17 protein-coding genes are annotated in these 14,665 nt (G+C 74.1%); 6 read left to right on the top strand and 11 right to left on the bottom strand.

Going from position 1 to position 14,665, the window contains the following annotated elements; genetic code table 11:
* Positions 1–58 precede the first annotated feature (58 nt).
* A complete protein-coding gene (locus ACTWQH_RS11975; RefSeq protein WP_443286437.1) occupies positions 59–1,219 on the top strand; it encodes an ABC transporter ATP-binding protein in 1,161 nt (386 codons plus the stop codon).
* On the opposite strand, the gene egtD is transcribed toward ACTWQH_RS11975, so the two are convergent.
* From egtD to ACTWQH_RS11950, 5 genes are all read right to left on the bottom strand, one after another.
* Positions 1,203–2,231: an L-histidine N(alpha)-methyltransferase gene (egtD, locus tag ACTWQH_RS11970; RefSeq protein WP_443286436.1), complete on the bottom strand. Its 1,029-nt coding sequence runs from the start codon at positions 2,229–2,231 to the stop codon at positions 1,203–1,205. The genes ACTWQH_RS11975 and egtD overlap by 17 nt on opposite strands.
* Positions 2,194–2,997, bottom strand: coding sequence for an ergothioneine biosynthesis protein EgtC (gene egtC, locus ACTWQH_RS11965; protein ID WP_443286435.1), 804 nt, complete (start codon positions 2,995–2,997; stop codon positions 2,194–2,196). The genes egtD and egtC overlap by 38 nt, the downstream gene beginning before the upstream one ends.
* Positions 2,998–3,256: 259 nt before the next feature.
* Positions 3,257–4,618 (bottom strand): ergothioneine biosynthesis protein EgtB, encoded by a 1,362-nt coding sequence (gene egtB / locus ACTWQH_RS11960; RefSeq protein ID WP_443286434.1) that lies wholly within the window; start codon positions 4,616–4,618, stop codon positions 3,257–3,259.
* Positions 4,612–5,847 (bottom strand): ergothioneine biosynthesis glutamate--cysteine ligase EgtA, encoded by a 1,236-nt coding sequence (gene egtA / locus ACTWQH_RS11955; protein ID WP_443286549.1) that lies wholly within the window; start codon positions 5,845–5,847, stop codon positions 4,612–4,614. Before egtA ends, egtB begins: the two co-directional genes overlap by 7 nt.
* Complete coding sequence (locus ACTWQH_RS11950) at positions 5,847–7,265, bottom strand: dihydrolipoyl dehydrogenase family protein (RefSeq protein WP_443286433.1); 1,419 nt, start codon at positions 7,263–7,265, stop codon at positions 5,847–5,849. The genes egtA and ACTWQH_RS11950 overlap by 1 nt, the downstream gene beginning before the upstream one ends.
* A 167-nt stretch (positions 7,266–7,432) precedes the next feature.
* Between ACTWQH_RS11950 and ACTWQH_RS11945 the strand changes: the two genes are divergently transcribed.
* From ACTWQH_RS11945 to ACTWQH_RS11935, 3 genes are all read left to right on the top strand, one after another.
* Positions 7,433–8,236 carry a helix-turn-helix domain-containing protein gene (locus ACTWQH_RS11945; protein WP_443286432.1) on the top strand — a complete coding sequence of 268 codons (804 nt, stop codon included), beginning with the start codon at positions 7,433–7,435 and terminating at the stop codon, positions 8,234–8,236.
* Positions 8,233–8,526, top strand: a complete 294-nt coding sequence (locus tag ACTWQH_RS11940; protein ID WP_443286431.1) for a DUF397 domain-containing protein — start codon at positions 8,233–8,235, stop codon at positions 8,524–8,526. The genes ACTWQH_RS11945 and ACTWQH_RS11940 overlap by 4 nt, the downstream gene beginning before the upstream one ends.
* A gap of 73 nt (positions 8,527–8,599) precedes the next feature.
* Entirely contained in the window at positions 8,600–9,550 is a 951-nt protein-coding gene (locus ACTWQH_RS11935; RefSeq protein ID WP_443286430.1) for a phosphotransferase family protein, read from the top strand.
* Positions 9,551–9,579: 29 nt separating this feature from the next.
* On the opposite strand, the gene ACTWQH_RS11930 is transcribed toward ACTWQH_RS11935, so the two are convergent.
* The 5 genes from ACTWQH_RS11930 to folB form a co-directional block, all read right to left on the bottom strand.
* Positions 9,580–10,005 carry a type II toxin-antitoxin system VapC family toxin gene (locus tag ACTWQH_RS11930; RefSeq protein ID WP_443286429.1) on the bottom strand — a complete coding sequence of 142 codons (426 nt, stop codon included), beginning with the start codon at positions 10,003–10,005 and terminating at the stop codon, positions 9,580–9,582.
* Entirely contained in the window at positions 10,002–10,232 is a 231-nt protein-coding gene (locus ACTWQH_RS11925) for a hypothetical protein (RefSeq protein ID WP_443286428.1), read from the bottom strand. The genes ACTWQH_RS11930 and ACTWQH_RS11925 overlap by 4 nt, the downstream gene beginning before the upstream one ends.
* 221 nt (positions 10,233–10,453) lie before the next feature.
* Positions 10,454–10,957, bottom strand: coding sequence for a DUF3180 domain-containing protein (locus ACTWQH_RS11920; RefSeq protein ID WP_443286427.1), 504 nt, complete (start codon positions 10,955–10,957; stop codon positions 10,454–10,456).
* A 36-nt stretch (positions 10,958–10,993) separates the two neighbouring features.
* Positions 10,994–11,617 carry a 2-amino-4-hydroxy-6-hydroxymethyldihydropteridine diphosphokinase gene (gene folK / locus ACTWQH_RS11915; RefSeq protein WP_443286426.1) on the bottom strand — a complete coding sequence of 208 codons (624 nt, stop codon included), beginning with the start codon at positions 11,615–11,617 and terminating at the stop codon, positions 10,994–10,996.
* Positions 11,614–12,045, bottom strand: a complete 432-nt coding sequence (folB, locus tag ACTWQH_RS11910; RefSeq protein WP_443286425.1) for a dihydroneopterin aldolase — start codon at positions 12,043–12,045, stop codon at positions 11,614–11,616. Before folB ends, folK begins: the two co-directional genes overlap by 4 nt.
* A gap of 249 nt (positions 12,046–12,294) precedes the next feature.
* Here folB and folP point away from each other — a divergent pair, with 249 nt between their 5' ends.
* The gene (gene folP, locus ACTWQH_RS11905; protein ID WP_443286424.1) at positions 12,295–13,167 is read left to right on the top strand and encodes a dihydropteroate synthase; all 873 of its coding nucleotides are present in this window, start codon (positions 12,295–12,297) and stop codon (positions 13,165–13,167) included.
* Positions 13,164–13,661 (top strand): nuclear transport factor 2 family protein, encoded by a 498-nt coding sequence (locus ACTWQH_RS11900; RefSeq protein WP_443286423.1) that lies wholly within the window; start codon positions 13,164–13,166, stop codon positions 13,659–13,661. Before folP ends, ACTWQH_RS11900 begins: the two co-directional genes overlap by 4 nt.
* Before the next feature lie 8 nt (positions 13,662–13,669).
* On the opposite strand, the gene ACTWQH_RS11895 is transcribed toward ACTWQH_RS11900, so the two are convergent.
* Positions 13,670–14,503, bottom strand: coding sequence for an alpha/beta fold hydrolase (locus tag ACTWQH_RS11895; protein WP_443286422.1), 834 nt, complete (start codon positions 14,501–14,503; stop codon positions 13,670–13,672).
* Between the last annotated feature and the right edge of the window lie 162 nt (positions 14,504–14,665).

Raw genomic sequence — 14,665 nt, 5'->3', positions numbered from 1 at the left:
CCCCTAGCGGAGGGCCACCACCCTAGTTCGTTCATTCGACATTGCGATACTGACTCGCATGCTGCGATTCGAGCACGTGTCCAAGCGGTACGCGAACGGCGCCGTGGCCCTGCACGACCTGGACCTTCAGGTGGCGGAGGGCGAGCTGGCGGTGCTGGTCGGGCCGTCCGGGTGCGGCAAGACCACGACCATGAAGCTGGTGAACCGGCTGGAGGAGCCCACCGCCGGCCGGGTGCTGCTGGAGGGCGAGGACGTCGGCACCCTCGACCCCGTGCGGCTGCGCCGCCGCATCGGCTACGTCATCCAGCACGTCGGCCTCTTCCCGCACAAGACGGTGCTCGACAACACCGCGACCGTGCCGCAGCTGCTGGGCTGGCGCCGCGCCAAGGCCCGCGCGCGGGCGGCGGAGCTGCTGGAGCTGGTGGGCCTTGACCCGGCCGAGTTCGGCGACCGCTACCCCGACCAGCTCTCCGGCGGCCAGCGGCAGCGGGTCGGCGTCGCGCGGGCGCTGGCCGCCGACCCGCCGGTGCTGCTGATGGACGAGCCGTTCGGCGCGGTGGACCCGGTGGTGCGGGAGCGGCTGCAGAACGAGTTCCTGCGGCTCCAGCGCGAGGTGCGCAAGACGATCCTGTTCGTCACGCACGACATCGACGAGGCGGTGCGGCTGGGCGACCGCATCGCGGTGTACGGCCAGGGCACGGTCGAGCAGTTCGACACGCCGCTGGCCGTGCTCGGCTCGCCCGCCAGCGACTACGTCGCGTCGTTCGTCGGCAGCGACCGGGGCCTGAAGCGGCTGTCGGTGACGCCGGTGGAGACGGGCGACCTGGAGCAGCCGCCGGTGGTGCGGCTGTCGGACCCGATGGGGCGGGCGGCGGAGCGGATGCGCGCCGACGGCGTGCGCTGGGCCGTGGTGCTCGACGGCGACGACACGCTGCGCGGGTGGGTGCGGGACGCCGAGGCGGACGGGCAGGTCGCCGACCACGTGCGGCGCATGGAGGCGTGGCTGCCGCTGGGCGCCCCGCTCAAGCAGGCGTTCAGCACGATGCTCCAGCACGACGCGGGCTGGGTCGCGGTGCTGGACGACGCCGAACACGGGCGTTTCCTCGGCGTTCTCACGCCGTCCAGCCTGCACAGCGCGCTGCGGCGGTCGGTCGACGCGGACGCGCGGGACGTCCGGCGTTCCGAGGTGGAGCTGGAGAGCGTCACCGGCGTGCCCTAGCCCTGCCCTGGGCGGGGGCGGGTGTGGCGAGCAGCAGGCCGAACGGGTCCGGGCGGCTCGTCCACCAGGTGTGGACGGCGAAGCCGGCCTCGGCCAGCTCGCGGGTGAGCGGGCCGCGGCGGAACTTCACCGAGAACTCGGTGCGCAGCTCCTCGCCGCGCCGGAAGTCGGCGGTCAGGGAGACGGCGGGGACGGTGACGGTCTGGGCGGAGCGGGCGCGCAGGCGCATCTCGACGCGCTCGTCGCGGTCGTTCCAGACCGCGTGGTGGTCGAAGGCGGCGGGGCGGAAGTCGGCGCCCAGCTCGCGGTTGATCACGGCGAGGACGTTGCGGTTGAACGCCGCCGTCACGCCCTGGGCGTCGTCGTACGCCCGCACCAGGCGCGCCGGGTCCTTGACCAGGTCGACGCCGAGCAGCAGCGCGTCCCCGCCGGCGAGCGCGGCCCGCAGCCGGGCGTAGAAGGCGGCGCGCTGGGCGGCGTCGAGGTTGCCGAGGGTGCTGCCGAGGAAGGCGACGAGCCGGGGGCCGGGGGCGAGCCGGGGGCCGGGGAGGGCGAGGTCGGCTTCGAGATCGGTGACGGTGGCGGCGACGCGCAGGCCCGGGTAGTCGCGGCACAGCGCCTGCCCGGCGTCCCGCAGCGCGGCGGCGTTCACGTCGAGCGGGGCGTAGGCGCGCAGGGTGCCCTCGCGCAGCAGGGCGTCCAGCAGGAGGCGGGTCTTGGCGGAGGAGCCCGAGCCGATCTCGACGAGCGTGCGTGCGCGCGTCAGCCGGGCGAGGCGGGCGGCGTTGGAGCGCAGCAGGCCGCGCTCGGCGCGGGTCAGGTAGTACTCGGGCAGCCGCGTGATGCGCTCGAACAGCTCGCCGCCGCGCTGGTCGTAGAACCACTTGGGGGGCAGGACCTTGGGCCGGGAGGTCAGCCCCGCGCGGACGTCCGCGGCCAGGCGGGCGGTGAGGTGGTCCTCGGGCAGGCGGCGGTCAAGGCTGAAGCGGCTCGTGGTGGAGACGGACGTCATGGCGTGGGGTCCTTTCGCGCAGCGGGACGGTCGTCGCCGTGCCGCGGGTGGCAAGGAGGAGGCAGCGCTGCGGCACCTCGCTCCAGTCCGTGGCGTGGTCGGTGGGCTCGGAGGCGACGAGCACCTCGCCGGGCGCGGTCCGGTAGTAGAGGCTCGGCCCGTGGCGGGTGGCGGCGATGGAGCGGCCGTCGGTGAGCAGCAGCGTGAGCCGGGCCCGCGGCCGGACGGCGGCGACCGCCCGCACGACGGCGGCCAGGGCCTCGCCGGGCGGCTCGCCGGCCGTCAGCCGCCGCCCGATCAGCAGCCACAGCAGCGCCGCGTCGCAGCGGGCCTGGACGCCCAGCAACGCCTCGGCGTCCAGGCGCAGCCCGAGGTCGGCGGGGAGGCGCCGCCAGTCGTCGACCGCCCCGTTGTGGCTGAACAGCCAGCGCCCGAGCGCGAACGGCGCGGCGGCCGACTCCTCGCGGCTGGTGCCGGTGGTCGCGCAGCGGACGGCCGCGAGGACGGCGCGGCTGCGGATGGTGCGGGCCAGGTCGGGAAGGTTGGCGTCCCCCCAGATCGGCACGGCGCGCCGGTAGCGGGCGGGCGCGGCGTCCGGCGCGGGCGGGTACCAGCCGACCCCGAACCCGTCGGCACTGACGGCCCCGGCGCCGGGCTCCACCAGCCGCGGCGTACGGGCCTGCGCCAGCAGCCCGTGCGGCGGCTCGGTCAGCAGCCGGTCGAGACCGCGGACGGGGCCGAGGTAGGCGAGGTGACGGCACATCATGCCTCCGGCGGGGCGGGCGGCTTGTCACGGCGCGGGATGCGGTGACGGCGGCGGCCCCGGGCTCCGGCCCGGGTCCGGGTCGCCGCCCACACCCCGGCACCCCACCCGGGGTTGAGTGGCGTTGGGCGCCGTCGCCAGCGACCCCGACCCGGGGGCGCTGGGGATGTGGGTGACGACGGCGCCCGCCCCAGGGTGGGGTGCCGGGGTGTCGGCGGCCCGGGGGTCCGGGGGCGGAGCCCCCGGTGGGGCCACGGGCGGGTCACGGCACGGCCCCCTCCGCGGAGCGGGCCGTGCGGGCCGTGCGGAAGCCGGCGAAGATCTGGCGGCGGATGGGGAAGTCCCAGTTGCGGAAGGTCGCGCGGCAGGCGACGGGGGCCGTGGCGAAGGAGCCGCCGCGCAGCACCTTGTAGTCGCCGCCGAAGAAGACCTCGCTGTACTCGCGGTAGGGGAACGCCTCGAAGCCCGGGTACGCCGTGAAGTCCGAGGCGGTCCACTCCCACACGTCGCCCAGGAGCTGCCGCGCCCCGCAGGGCGCGGCGCCCGCCGGGTACGCGCCGGCGGGGGCCGGCTGGAGGTGGCGCTGGCCCAGGTTGGCGTGGCCGGGGCCGGGGTCCTCCGCTCCCCACGGGTGGCGCAGCGAGCGGCCGGTCGCCGGGTCGTGGCGGGCGGCCTTCTCCCACTCGGCCTCGGTGGGCAGCCGCCGGCCGGCCCAGCGGGCGTAGGCGTCGGCCTCGTACCAGCAGACGTGCAGCACCGGCTCGTCCGGCGGCACCGGCTCCGTCCGCCCGAAGCGGCGGCGCAACCAGCCGCCCGCGCCGTCCGGCTCCCAGTACAGCGGCGCCGTCAGGCCCTCGCTGCGCCGGTGGGCCCAGCCCTCCCGGGTCCACCAGCGCGGCTCGCGGTAGCCGCCGTCGGCGATGAACGCCTGGTACGCGGCGTTGCTCACCGGGGCCGCGTCCAGGAAGAACGCCGGGACGTCGACGGCGTGGGCGGGGCGTTCGTTGTCCAGCGCCCACGGGTCGGTGGCGTGGTCGGTGCCCATGGTGAAGGGGCCGCCCGGGACCAGCACTTCGCGCGGGGAGGGGGAGAGGGCGGGCGCCGGGGGCGGGGCGTCGAGCACGGCCGGGCCGCTCCGGAGCTGGTGCGTGGCGAGGATCGTCTCGTCGTGCTGCTGCTCGTGCTGGGCGATCATGCCGAAGACGAAGCCGTCCGCCAGCAGCGCCTCGCCCGTCAGACGCGCCTCGTCCAGCTCCTCCAGCACCGACAGGGACTGCTCGCGCACCTCGGCGAGGTAGCGGCGGGCCTGCGTCGGCGTGAGCAGCGGCAGCGTCGGCCGGTCGGCGCGCGGGTGGCGGAAGGCGTCGTAGAGCTCGTCGAGGTGCGGCCACAGCGCGGGGCGCCCGCCGGCGCGGCGTACCAGCCAGATCTCCTCCTGGTTGGCGATGTGCGCCATGTCCCAGACCATCGGCGACATGAGGGGGGAGTGCTGGGCGGTGAGCTCGGCGTCGTGCAGGCAGTCGGTGAGCGCGAGCGTACGCCGCCGCGCGGCCTGGAGGGCCTCGCGCGCCCTCTCGCCCGGCCGCACGCGGGATGCGGGGCGGGTGGGGTGTTCCGTCACCATGAGCGCGCTCCTTCCACGCGTGTCGCCGTACGCAGCTCGTCGAGGCGGTCGTCGGCGGGGCAGCGGCCGCGTTCGGCATAGCGCGCGGCGAAGTCCGCGACCGCGTCCCGCACGGGGCCGGGCGCGAGGGCCGCCCGCGCGGCGGCGAAGCAGGAGCGCACGGCCGCGCCCAGCGCCGGGTCTGCCGGGCCGAGCCGCGCGGCGCGGGCCCAGACGCGGGCCTGTGGCATGCCGTCCGGGCACAGCGGGGCGGTGGCGCGCCACGCCGCCTCGGCCGCCGCCGGGTCGTCCAGCAGCGTCGCGGGCACCGCCGTGGCGGCGATCCAGTCGTCGCCGCGCTGCGCGTCGATCATGCGCAGCTCCAGCCAGCCGCGCGGGCGGACGGGCGGGAAGAGGGTGCCGAGGTGGTAGTCCAGGTCGTCCAGGGTCGGGGTCTGGGCGCACCGCGAGGCGCCGTCGAGCCAGGAGCGGAAGGTGACGCCGCGCGGCGCGGCCCAGTCCTCGGCGGGCGCGGAGCGCGGCAGGCACATCAGGCGCGCGTCCAGGGCGTACCGCGACCAGGCGGCGCGGGGACCGGCGGGATGGTGGTGGGGCGGGCGGGTGCGGCCGGGGTCGATCCGCGCCCACAGCGCCTGCCGGGTGGAACGCCAGCCGGTGGGCCGGCCGCGCCACAGCGGCGAGTTGGCGAACGCCGCCACCAGGACCGGCCCGAGCCGGTGGGCCAGCGCCCAGCGGCGGCGGTAGTCCTGTTCCAGGCCGCACTCCACGTTGACCTGGACGGCGGCGGTGGCGCACATCATCACCCGCCCCCACGGGCCGTCGGCCGCGAAGTACGAGTCCATCGCCCGGTAGCGCGGGTGGTCCACGACGCGCCGCGGGCCCCGCGACGGGTCCAGGCCCTGGCCGAGGAGCGCGAGGCCTGCCCGCGCCAGGGCCCGGCGTACCGCTGCCAGGTCGGCGGCAGCCGCCTCGACGCACTCCGGCAGCGAGGCGGCGGGCGCGGTGCTCAGCTCGACCTGCCCGCCCGGCTCGCGGCTGAGGCCGCCGCCGCGCGGCAGCTGATCCAGGGCGGCGAGCGCCCCGTCGAGCCGCTCGGGCGCCACGGCCCGGCCGGGCTCGGCGGGGTCGTGCACCAGCCACTCCAGCTCCACGCCCGTGCGGCCTGGCGGCGCGTACGCGAAGCACGTACGCCGGATGTGGGCCTCCGCCTCCTCGACCGTCAGCGTCATCACGGCGTCGCCAGCCTCCCGAGCCTCCCGAGCGCGTCCTCCACGGCCCGGTGGAAGGTGGGGTAGGCGTAGATCATGTGCCGCAGCCGGTCGGTGGTCAGGCCCGCCTGGACGGCGACCACGAGCCCGTACAGCACCTCGCCACCGGCCGGGCCCGCCGAGGTGGCGCCCACGAGAACGCCCTGCCCGGCGTCCTCCACGAGCTTGACGAAACCGGCGTTGCCCGCCTTGTGGATCCAGCCGCGCGCGGAGGACGGCAGCCGCGTCAGGCCCGTCCGCACGCGCAGGCCGCGCTCGCGCGCCTGAGCCTCCGTCAGGCCGACGGCGCCCACCTCGGGGTCGGTGAAGGTGACGCGGGGGAGCGCGCGGTAGTCGGCCTCGGGGCCCGGCTCGCCGAGGATGTCGCGGGCGGCGATCTCGGCCTGGTACATCGCGACGTGCGTGAACGCCCCGTGCCCGGTCAGGTCGCCGACCGCCCACACGCCGTCGGCCGCGCGGCCCGCCCGCATCCGCCCGTCCACGGGCAGGGCGCGGGCCTCCGGTCCGGGGTCGAGGCCGGGGACGGTCGCGAGCCCGAGGGCGGGCAGATCCGCCTGGCGCCCGGTGGCCACCAGCAGCCGCTGGGCCGTCAGCTTCTCGCCGCTCGCCAGCAGCACCATCAGGTCCTCGCCGTGCTGCTCCACTCGCTCGGCGCGTGCGCCGGTGCGCAGCTCGATGCCGTCGAGCGGCAGCGTCTCGGCGAGCAGCTCTCCGGCCTCCGGCTCCTCCATCGGCAGCAGCCGTTCCAGCGCCTCGACGATGGTGACGCGGGTGCCGAAGCGGGCGAACGCCTGCGCCAGCTCAACGCCCACGGGCCCGCCGCCGAGCACGATCAGGGACTCGGGCGGCTCGGTGGCGGCGACGGCCTCGCGGTTGGTCCAGTACGGTGCCTCGGCCAGGCCGGGCACGGGCGGGATGCTGGGGCGGGAGCCGGTGGCGAGCACGACGCCGCGGCGGGCGCGGAGGATCCGGGACTCGCCGCCGGCGTTGTCGACGCGCACCATGCGCGGCCCGGCGAGCGAGCCACGGCCGCGGACGAAGCGGCCGCCCCTGCCGGTGAAGCGGTCGACGGCCGCCTGGTCGTTCCAGTCGTCGGTGGCCTCGTCGCGGACGCGGGTCGCGAGCGGGGACCAGTCGGGCGCGACGCGGGCCCGCCCTGCCATGCCGGGCACGCGGCGGGCCTCGGCGAGGAGGGTCGCGGAGCGGAGCATCATCTTGGTCGGGACGCAGGCCCAGTAGGGGCATTCGCCGCCGAGGAGTTCCCCTTCCACGCCGGCGACGACGAGGCCGGCCTCGGCGAGACGAGTGGCCGCGTGCTCGCCGCCGGGGCCCATCCCCACGACGACGACGTCCACGTCGGTCTCGGCAGCGGCAGCCATGCGTCCAGGCTTACGGCGCGGTGCGCACCGCGCCTGCCCTGCGCGTCCGTCCGGGTGAGGCGGGCTGTTGTGTTGAACCGTCGTGGGCGTTCGACGTACCGGTGCCGCATTGGCCTGCGGCTTCATACATTGCGTATTTCGGCCGTCACAGTGGGGGGGTCAGGCGCGTGGACTCGAACGAGCCGCCGGTCTTCGGCAACGAGGTCCGGGAGGTGCGTACCGACAAGAACATGACGCAGAAGCATGTGGCCAACGGAACGGGCTACTCGGAGGCGTACGTCTGCAAGGTGGAGTCCGGGCAGCAGTTCCCGAGCGAGGCGTTCGCGAAGGGGTGCGACAAGGTGTTCGCGACAAGCGGGGTCTTCGAGCGGCTGCGGCAGCGGATTCTGGACGACGAGAGCCCGTCGTGGTTCGAGCCGTACCTCAACCACGAGGGCAAGGCGAGCCACATCATGGTCTATTCGGCGACGCTGGTTGCGGGCATGCTCCAGACGGAGGACTACGCGCGGGCGGTCTTCCGGTCGTCCAACCCCCGGGACGACGCGGCCGTGATCGACGGCAAGGTCAAGAACCGGCTGCGCCGCCGCGAGGTGTTCCAGTGGGAGAACCCGCCGCTGCTGTGGTGCATTCTCCACGAGGCGTGCCTGCGCACGGTGGTGGGAGGCAACGAGGTCATGGCCGGGCAGTTGGAACATCTGCTGACCTCGGCCGAGTCGCCGCACATCGAGATTCAGGTGATGCCGTTCGCGGCGGGTGCCCCAGCCGCCTGGATGAGGCCCTTCATCCTGCTGCGGTTCAAGAACGCCTCCACCCTGCTCTACACGGAGAACCAACTGGGCGGAAAGCTGGCCTACTCGCCGGAGAGGGTCGCCGCCGCGAGCGATGACTATGATCGGCTGAGAGCACACGCCCTGTCACCGGATCAGTCCCTGTCCCTGATCAAGACCGTGCTGGAGGAGTACCGACGATGAGCGCCGAGCTGGATCTCTCCGCCGCCGAGTGGGTCAAGTCGTCCTACAGCGATGGTGCTGGCGGCGACTGCGTGGAGTTCTCCCGAACCTTCCTCACCGCCGCCGAGTGGGTCAAGTCGTCCTACAGCGACGGCAGCGGCGGCAACTGCGTGGAGTTCTCCCGGAGCCTCGCCCCCCTCGTCCCCGTCCGCGACTCCAAGTCCCCCGACGGCCCGGCCCTGGTCTTCACCCCCGCCCACTGGACTGACTTCGTCTCCGCCCTTGGCGCTGGGAACCTCCGCGCCCGCTGACGGCCCCGGCGCGTGCGCCGCGCGGCGGCGAAATCCACGTGCGGGTGCGGGGGAGGGCGGGTGTACTTCCCGCATGGTCGAATACCGCCAGCGCCACGCCGACGAATGGCTCGCGCACTTCGCCCGTCGCGGCCACGGCTCCCCGCGCCCCCTCGCCGCCGGCGTCGAGGGCGCCGTCTACCGACTCGAAGAGGGCCTCGTCGCCAAGGTGTGGAGCGGGCGGCCGCCGGCCGATCTCGATCTCTCCCGCCGGGTCTACGCGGACATCGCCCGCCACCCGCTGCCCTTCGCCACGCCGGAGATCCTCGATACCGAGGTCCACGACGGCGTTCTCGTGACCTACGAGCGCGAGCTGACCGGGTCGCCCTTCCGCCCTCAACCCGTGATGACCTCCTCCGAACGCGACCTGCCCCCCACCGAGACCGCCGCGCTCCTGACGGTCCTGCGTGCCCTCGCGACCGTCCCGGGCTCCGAGGCCATGCGACGCCTCGCCGTCCAGGGCGACGACCACCCCCTCTGGCGGGGTCATACACGCTTCCCCGACGCGCTCGCCGCCCTCGTCCGGCGCGCCGCCCACCGCCACGGCGACGTGCTCGCCGCCCACGTCCCGGGTCTTTCCGCCGCGGTGGAACGCGTCGTCGCCTCCCTCACGGACCTTCCCGGCTCCCCGGTCACCGCCATCCACGGGGATCTCGTCCCGCCCAACATCCACGTCGACGAAGCCAGCCGGCCCACCGCCGTCCTCGACTTCGGCTTCTTCACCACCGCCGGCGATCCCGCGTTCGAGGCCGCTGTCACCGCCGCCGTCTGGGACATGTACGGACCGCACGCCGAACACCACGCCGCCACCCTCACCGGCCTGTTCGCCAGGGAACTCGGCTACCCGGCCGAGACCCTCGTGCTCTACCAGGCCGTCTACGCCCTCACCACCTACGACCTGTTCTCCTCGGACGGCAGCGACGGCCACTTCCGCTGGTGTGCCGCCCTTCTCCGGAGACACTCCGGGCTTCGCGATCGTGCATGAAGCCCCGGCCGGGAACGGGGGGCTCCGAGCTACAGGCTGTGGGGGAACAACTCGAAGGCATCCACGTGGCGGGGGCGGACGACGGCGAAGCGCCGCCGGTCGAGCGTGGCAATCCGTGCCGTCTTCACCCGCTCAGCCACAGCGACCACGCATGCGTCCGTCCCGCCCAGTGGCAGGCTGGCGTACTGCTCCACCAGATCTGCCATGCGCAGAATGTCCTCAGGAACCACAGCCGTGACCGTGCCGTACAAGCCGTTGGCCAGGTCCCGCAGGAAGACCGCCTCAGCTCGCGCCCCGAGTTTGCTCCCCACCAGGTAGCAGGCTTCCGCGATGACCGGGGCAGGCACAAACAGATCCCTGCGATTCGTTGCCACCAGCCACGCGCGACATGCCCCGTGGTCCTGATCCTTGCGGTCAACGAGAGAGACCGGCGGACCAGTATCGACGACGATCAACGACCGAACCCCTCGGCCAGGTACCGGTCAGCGTTCCGCCCCATGTCCCCCGGGCCCTCGCCCAAGCCCAGCGATGCAGGCAAAGGCAAGCCGTCCGTCTCGGAATGAACCAGGCCCCTGCGGCCTTCCTGGTCCCGCCCACGCTCGCGCAGCCACGCGGCCACGTCATCCCACGTCTCCGGCGCCAGCCGTTCCACGAGCTCGTGAAGCTCCGCTTTCGTCGTCATGCTCCCAGCGTAGCCATGCCTTGACACAAGAGGTCCCGTCCAACGGGGGCCCTAATCGACATCGCGGCGGCTGTCCGGGAGGCCACTGCGGAGGCTCAGCGTCAGCGAGCGCACGGCGACACCGACCACCCGCGGTGATCCCCGCCCGTGCGACGGTGCGCACGTTTTCCCGCCGTAGGCGGCCTTCCCGTCGCAGTCGTCGGGATCATGCTGGGGATCGGCTAGATCGGCTCCGCGCTCGGGCCGTTGTCGTGGCCGTCGTCGCCATTGCCGTCCGGCAGGCGGCACACACGCTCCAGGAACAGCGCCGCCGCGACCACCGCGACGCCCGCCAGCACCGCGAGGCCGGCGTAGATGGCCTGGTCGCGGCGGTTGGGCACGTCCAGCTTGTTCATCGCCAGGAACAGCCCGAAGCCGCCGTACAGCCCGCACACCAGCGACGACACCAGCGCGCTGGCCTGGCCGAAGACCACGGCGCGCGCGACCATCAGCCGGTCCACCGGCCGCGCGCCGGGCCGCCGCTCGCGCTGGGCGCGCAGCCGGGAGCGGATCGACAGCGCCGTGGCCAGCAGCACGGCCGCGATCAGCGCCAGGATCACCGGCGCCAGCAGCGGAACGGCGGGCAGCGTGTTGCCGAGCGATTCCCACAGCCCCGCCCCGGCCCACGCCAGGGCCGCCGCGGCGGCGAACAGCCCGGCGAGTGTCCCGATCCGCAGTTGGTTCACCGCTTCGACGTGCCCCTTGTCAGTCAGCGAGTTCGTTCAGTCCGGGAGCACCAGGCGCAGGTCCGTCCGGTGAATGACGCCCTGCCCGGACAGCGCCGGCAGCAGGTCCGCCACCGGGCCGTGCCCGGGCACCTCGGCGCCCGGCTCGACATCGTGCCACGGTACGAGGACGAACGCCCGCTCGTGAGCCCGGGGGTGCGGCAGCGTGAGCGCGGGGTCGTCGGAGACCACGCCCTGGTACGCCACGATGTCCATGTCCAGGGTGCGCGGCTCCCAGCGGGACTCGCCGCCGCGCCGCACCCGCTGGAACGCCTCCTCGATGGCGTGCGCCCGCTCCAGCAGCGAACGCGGCGGCAGCGTGGTGCGCACCAGCACCACGGCGTTGAAGTACGTCGGCTGGCTGCCGGCCGGGACGCCCCACGGCTCGGTCTCGTAGACGGGCGAGACGGCCTTGACCCGCATGCCGGGGGTGTCCTCCAGCGCGTCGATGGCGCCCTGGAGCGTCTCCAGCCGGTTGCCGAGGTTGCTGCCCAGCGAGATGACGGCGCGTTTGGGGTTGTGCAGCGTGGTGTCGGCGGCGTCGATCATGTCGGAGACGGAGGCGGGCACCGGCTGCACGGTCGGGTCCGGGGTGGCGGCGTTGTTCGGGTGCGGGGTCATGCGCGGCTCCGGTTGATGGTGACGGCGACGTCGTCGAACGGGACGGTGATCGGGGCCTGCGGCTTGTGCACCGTGACCGCGACCTCGTGGACGGCCTCGTGCGTCAGGCACTGCTCGGCGATGCGCTGGGCGAGCGTCTCCAGGAGCCGGCACGGCTCGCCGGAGACGATGGCCGCCACCTCCTCGGCGACGACGCCGTAGTGCACGGTCCTGGCCAGGTCGTCGCCGTCGGCGGCGGGGCGGGTGTCGACGCCCAGCTCGACGTCGACGACGAAGGTCTGGCCCAGCGCGCGTTCCTCCGGGAGGACGCCGTGGAAGCCGCGGGCGCGCAGGCCGCGAAGGGCGATGCGGTCCGGGGTCCGGTCGGGGGTCCGGTCGGGGGTCCGGTCGGGGGTCGGACCGGGAGTCCCATCGGGCGTATCTGCCATGGCGTTCACTCCCTTCCACTCCTCAAACGCTCTGCGGTGCCTCGTGGGTGCCATTCGAATCTACCTGCGATCAACGAGCGTCTATGTCAGCGCCGCCTACCCGTGCGGTGTTCCCGTACGCCAGCATCCGAACGTTCGTCCGGTCGTCGTCCGGGCGTCGGCAGGCGGCCGGCCGCCGTTACCGGGACGTCACCGGCCATCGTCCGGACGGGCGCCCGGCGGCGGCACCCCAGCCCCTACCCTGGTGCTATGAGCAACTCCCGCGCCCAGGTGACCGGGCTGCCCCGCTGGGACCGCTGCGCGGTCATGGGGGTGGTCAACGTCACACCGGACTCCTTCTCGGACGGCGGGCGGTGGTTCGATGCGGAGTCCGCGGTCAAGCGTGGACTCGATCTGGTGGCGCAGGGCGCCGACCTCGTCGACGTCGGCGGCGAGTCGACCCGTCCGGGCGCGACGCGCGTGGACGAGGCGGAGGAGCTGCGGCGGGTCGTCCCGGTGGTGCGGGAGCTGGCCGCCGAGGGCGTGATCGTCAGCGTGGACACGATGCGGGCGTCCGTCGCCGAGCGCTCGCTGGCGGTCGGCGCCCGCCTGGTCAACGACGTCAGCGGCGGGCGCGCCGACCCGGGCATGGTCCCGCTGGTGGCCGAGGCGACGGTGCCGTTCGTCGTCATGCACTGGCGCGGCCAGAGCATCGACATGAACGAGCGGGCCGTCTACGCCGACGTCGTCGGCGAGGTCGTCGACGAGCTGCGCCGCGCCATCGACGCGGCGGTGGCGGGAGGTATCGACCCGGGCCGCGTCATCGCCGACCCGGGTCTCGGCTTCGCCAAGCGGGCCGAGCACGACCTGGCGCTGGTGGCCGCGATGGACAGGCTGCTGGCCGGGCTGGGCGGACGCCCCCTGCTGATCGCCGCCTCCCGGAAGCGTTTCCTGGGGCGGGTGCTGGCCGGCGACGACCCGGACGCGGCGCCGCCGCCCGCGCGGGAGCGGGACGCGGCCACGGCGGCGGTCTCGGCGCTGGCGGCCCGCGCCGGGGCGTGGGCGGTGCGGGTCCACGAGGTCCGCGCCAGCGCGGACGCGGTCCGGGTGGCGCGGGCGGTCGAGGAGGCGGCTGTCCGGTGAGCAGCGCGCGCACCGACATCGAGGCGGTGGAGGCCGCCAACACGGCGCTGTACGACGCGCTGGAGCAGGGTGACCTCGACTCGCTCGCCGAGCACTGGCTGGAGGACGGCATCAGCGTCGTCCACCCGGGCTGGCCGGTGCTCAACGGCCGGGCGGAGGTGATGCGTTCCTACGCCCTGATCATGGCGAGCACGGAGTACATCCAGTTCTTCCTGACCGACGTGGAGGTGTCGGTCAAGGGCGACACGGCGATGGTGACCTGCACGGAGAACATCCTCAGCGGCGGCCCGGCCGAGGAGGACGGCAGCGCGGGCCCGCTGGTCGGCGGCCTGGTGGTGGCGACGAACGTCTTCCGCCGCACGGAGGAGGGCTGGAAGGTGTGGTCGCACCACGGCTCGCCCGTCCTGATCGACCGCGAGGAGGACGAGGACGACGAGGAGGACGGGGACGGCGGCGGGACCGCCGGGCCCGGCGGGATCTCCGAGCTGGGCTAGGCGCTGGGCTAGGGCTGGGCGCCCAGGAAGTCCAGCAGGTCGGCGTTGAACCGCTCCTTGTCGCCAGGGACCATGGCGATGCCGTGGGAGCTGCCCCGGTACACATTCAGCGTGGAGTTCCGGATGATCTCCACGGTCTTGCGGGCGGTGGCGTCGATGGGCACGATCTGGTCGTCGTCGCCGTGGACGATCAGCGTGGGGATGTCGAACCGCCGCAGGTCCTCGGTGAAGTCGGTGGTGGCGAAGGCGTCCACACACTTCACGGCCGCCTCGATGGACTGGTGCATGGCCATGAACCAGAACGCGTCCCTGTTGCCCTGGGTGGCCCTGCTGTCGCCCCGGTTGGCGCCGAAGAACGGCTCGGAGGTATCCCTCCAGAACTGCGAGCGCTCCATGAGGATGCCGCTCTTCATGTCCTCGAAGACCTTCGCGGGCACGCCCTCGGGGTTCGCCTCCGTCCGCAGCATCAGGGGCGGGATCGCGGAGAGCAGCACCGCCTTCCTGACGCGGCCCGTGCCGTGGCGGCCGATGTAGCGCGCCAGCTCGCCGCCGCCCATGGAGTGGGCCACGAGCGTCACGTCCCGCAGATCGAGCTCCTGTATCAGGTCGCTGAGGTCGTCGGCGAAGGTGTCGAAGTCGTAGCCGCGCCAGGGCTGGCTGGAGCGGCCGTGTCCCCGGCGGTCGATCGCGATGCCGCGGTAGCCGTTGTCGGCCACGCGCTTCATCTGGTCGTCCCAGGCGTCGGCGTTGAGCGGCCAGCCGTGCAGGAAGAGGACGGGGGGCCCGTCGCCCCAGTCCTTGTAGTAGATCTCGGTGCCGTCACGTGTGGTGATGATGGGCATGCGCGCTGTCCTTCCTCCGCGAGTCGTCCAAATAGTGCAATCAGGACAAATCTACGGAGGTGTGCGGGAGACCGCGATCGCAGGCGGGGGCGGCCGACGCCGCCCTCACCCTCCGTGTGGGGTGCTTGACGACGGCGCTCGACCCCGGGTGGGGTGCCGGGG

It is taken from the genome of Streptomyces sp. 6N223, assembly GCF_052246635.1.
Classification (GTDB): domain Bacteria; phylum Actinomycetota; class Actinomycetes; order Streptomycetales; family Streptomycetaceae; genus Streptomyces.
Note: the sequence above shows the minus strand (reverse complement) of the source record. Positions and strands in the feature narration are given on the sequence as shown.

Excerpts from the sequence above, each read along its gene's own strand:
- ACTWQH_RS11950 (WP_443286433.1), bottom strand. The coding sequence starts at position 7,265 with ATGGCTGCCGCTGCCGAGACCGACGTGGACGTCGTCGTCGTGGGGATG.
- egtA (WP_443286549.1), bottom strand. The coding sequence starts at position 5,847 with ATGACGCTGACGGTCGAGGAGGCGGAGGCCCACATCCGGCGTACGTGC.
- ACTWQH_RS11975 (WP_443286437.1), top strand. The coding sequence starts at position 59 with ATGCTGCGATTCGAGCACGTGTCCAAGCGGTACGCGAACGGCGCCGTG.
- ACTWQH_RS11895 (WP_443286422.1), bottom strand. The coding sequence starts at position 14,503 with ATGCCCATCATCACCACACGTGACGGCACCGAGATCTACTACAAGGAC.
- ACTWQH_RS11925 (WP_443286428.1), bottom strand. The coding sequence starts at position 10,232 with ATGACGACGAAAGCGGAGCTTCACGAGCTCGTGGAACGGCTGGCGCCG.
- folP (WP_443286424.1), top strand. The coding sequence starts at position 12,295 with ATGAGCAACTCCCGCGCCCAGGTGACCGGGCTGCCCCGCTGGGACCGC.
- folB (WP_443286425.1), bottom strand. The coding sequence starts at position 12,045 with ATGGCAGATACGCCCGATGGGACTCCCGGTCCGACCCCCGACCGGACC.
- egtD (WP_443286436.1), bottom strand. The coding sequence starts at position 2,231 with ATGACGTCCGTCTCCACCACGAGCCGCTTCAGCCTTGACCGCCGCCTG.
- egtC (WP_443286435.1), bottom strand. The coding sequence starts at position 2,997 with ATGATGTGCCGTCACCTCGCCTACCTCGGCCCCGTCCGCGGTCTCGAC.
- ACTWQH_RS11940 (WP_443286431.1), top strand. The coding sequence starts at position 8,233 with ATGAGCGCCGAGCTGGATCTCTCCGCCGCCGAGTGGGTCAAGTCGTCC.
- egtB (WP_443286434.1), bottom strand. The coding sequence starts at position 4,618 with ATGGTGACGGAACACCCCACCCGCCCCGCATCCCGCGTGCGGCCGGGC.
- ACTWQH_RS11935 (WP_443286430.1), top strand. The coding sequence starts at position 8,600 with ATGGTCGAATACCGCCAGCGCCACGCCGACGAATGGCTCGCGCACTTC.
- folK (WP_443286426.1), bottom strand. The coding sequence starts at position 11,617 with ATGACCCCGCACCCGAACAACGCCGCCACCCCGGACCCGACCGTGCAG.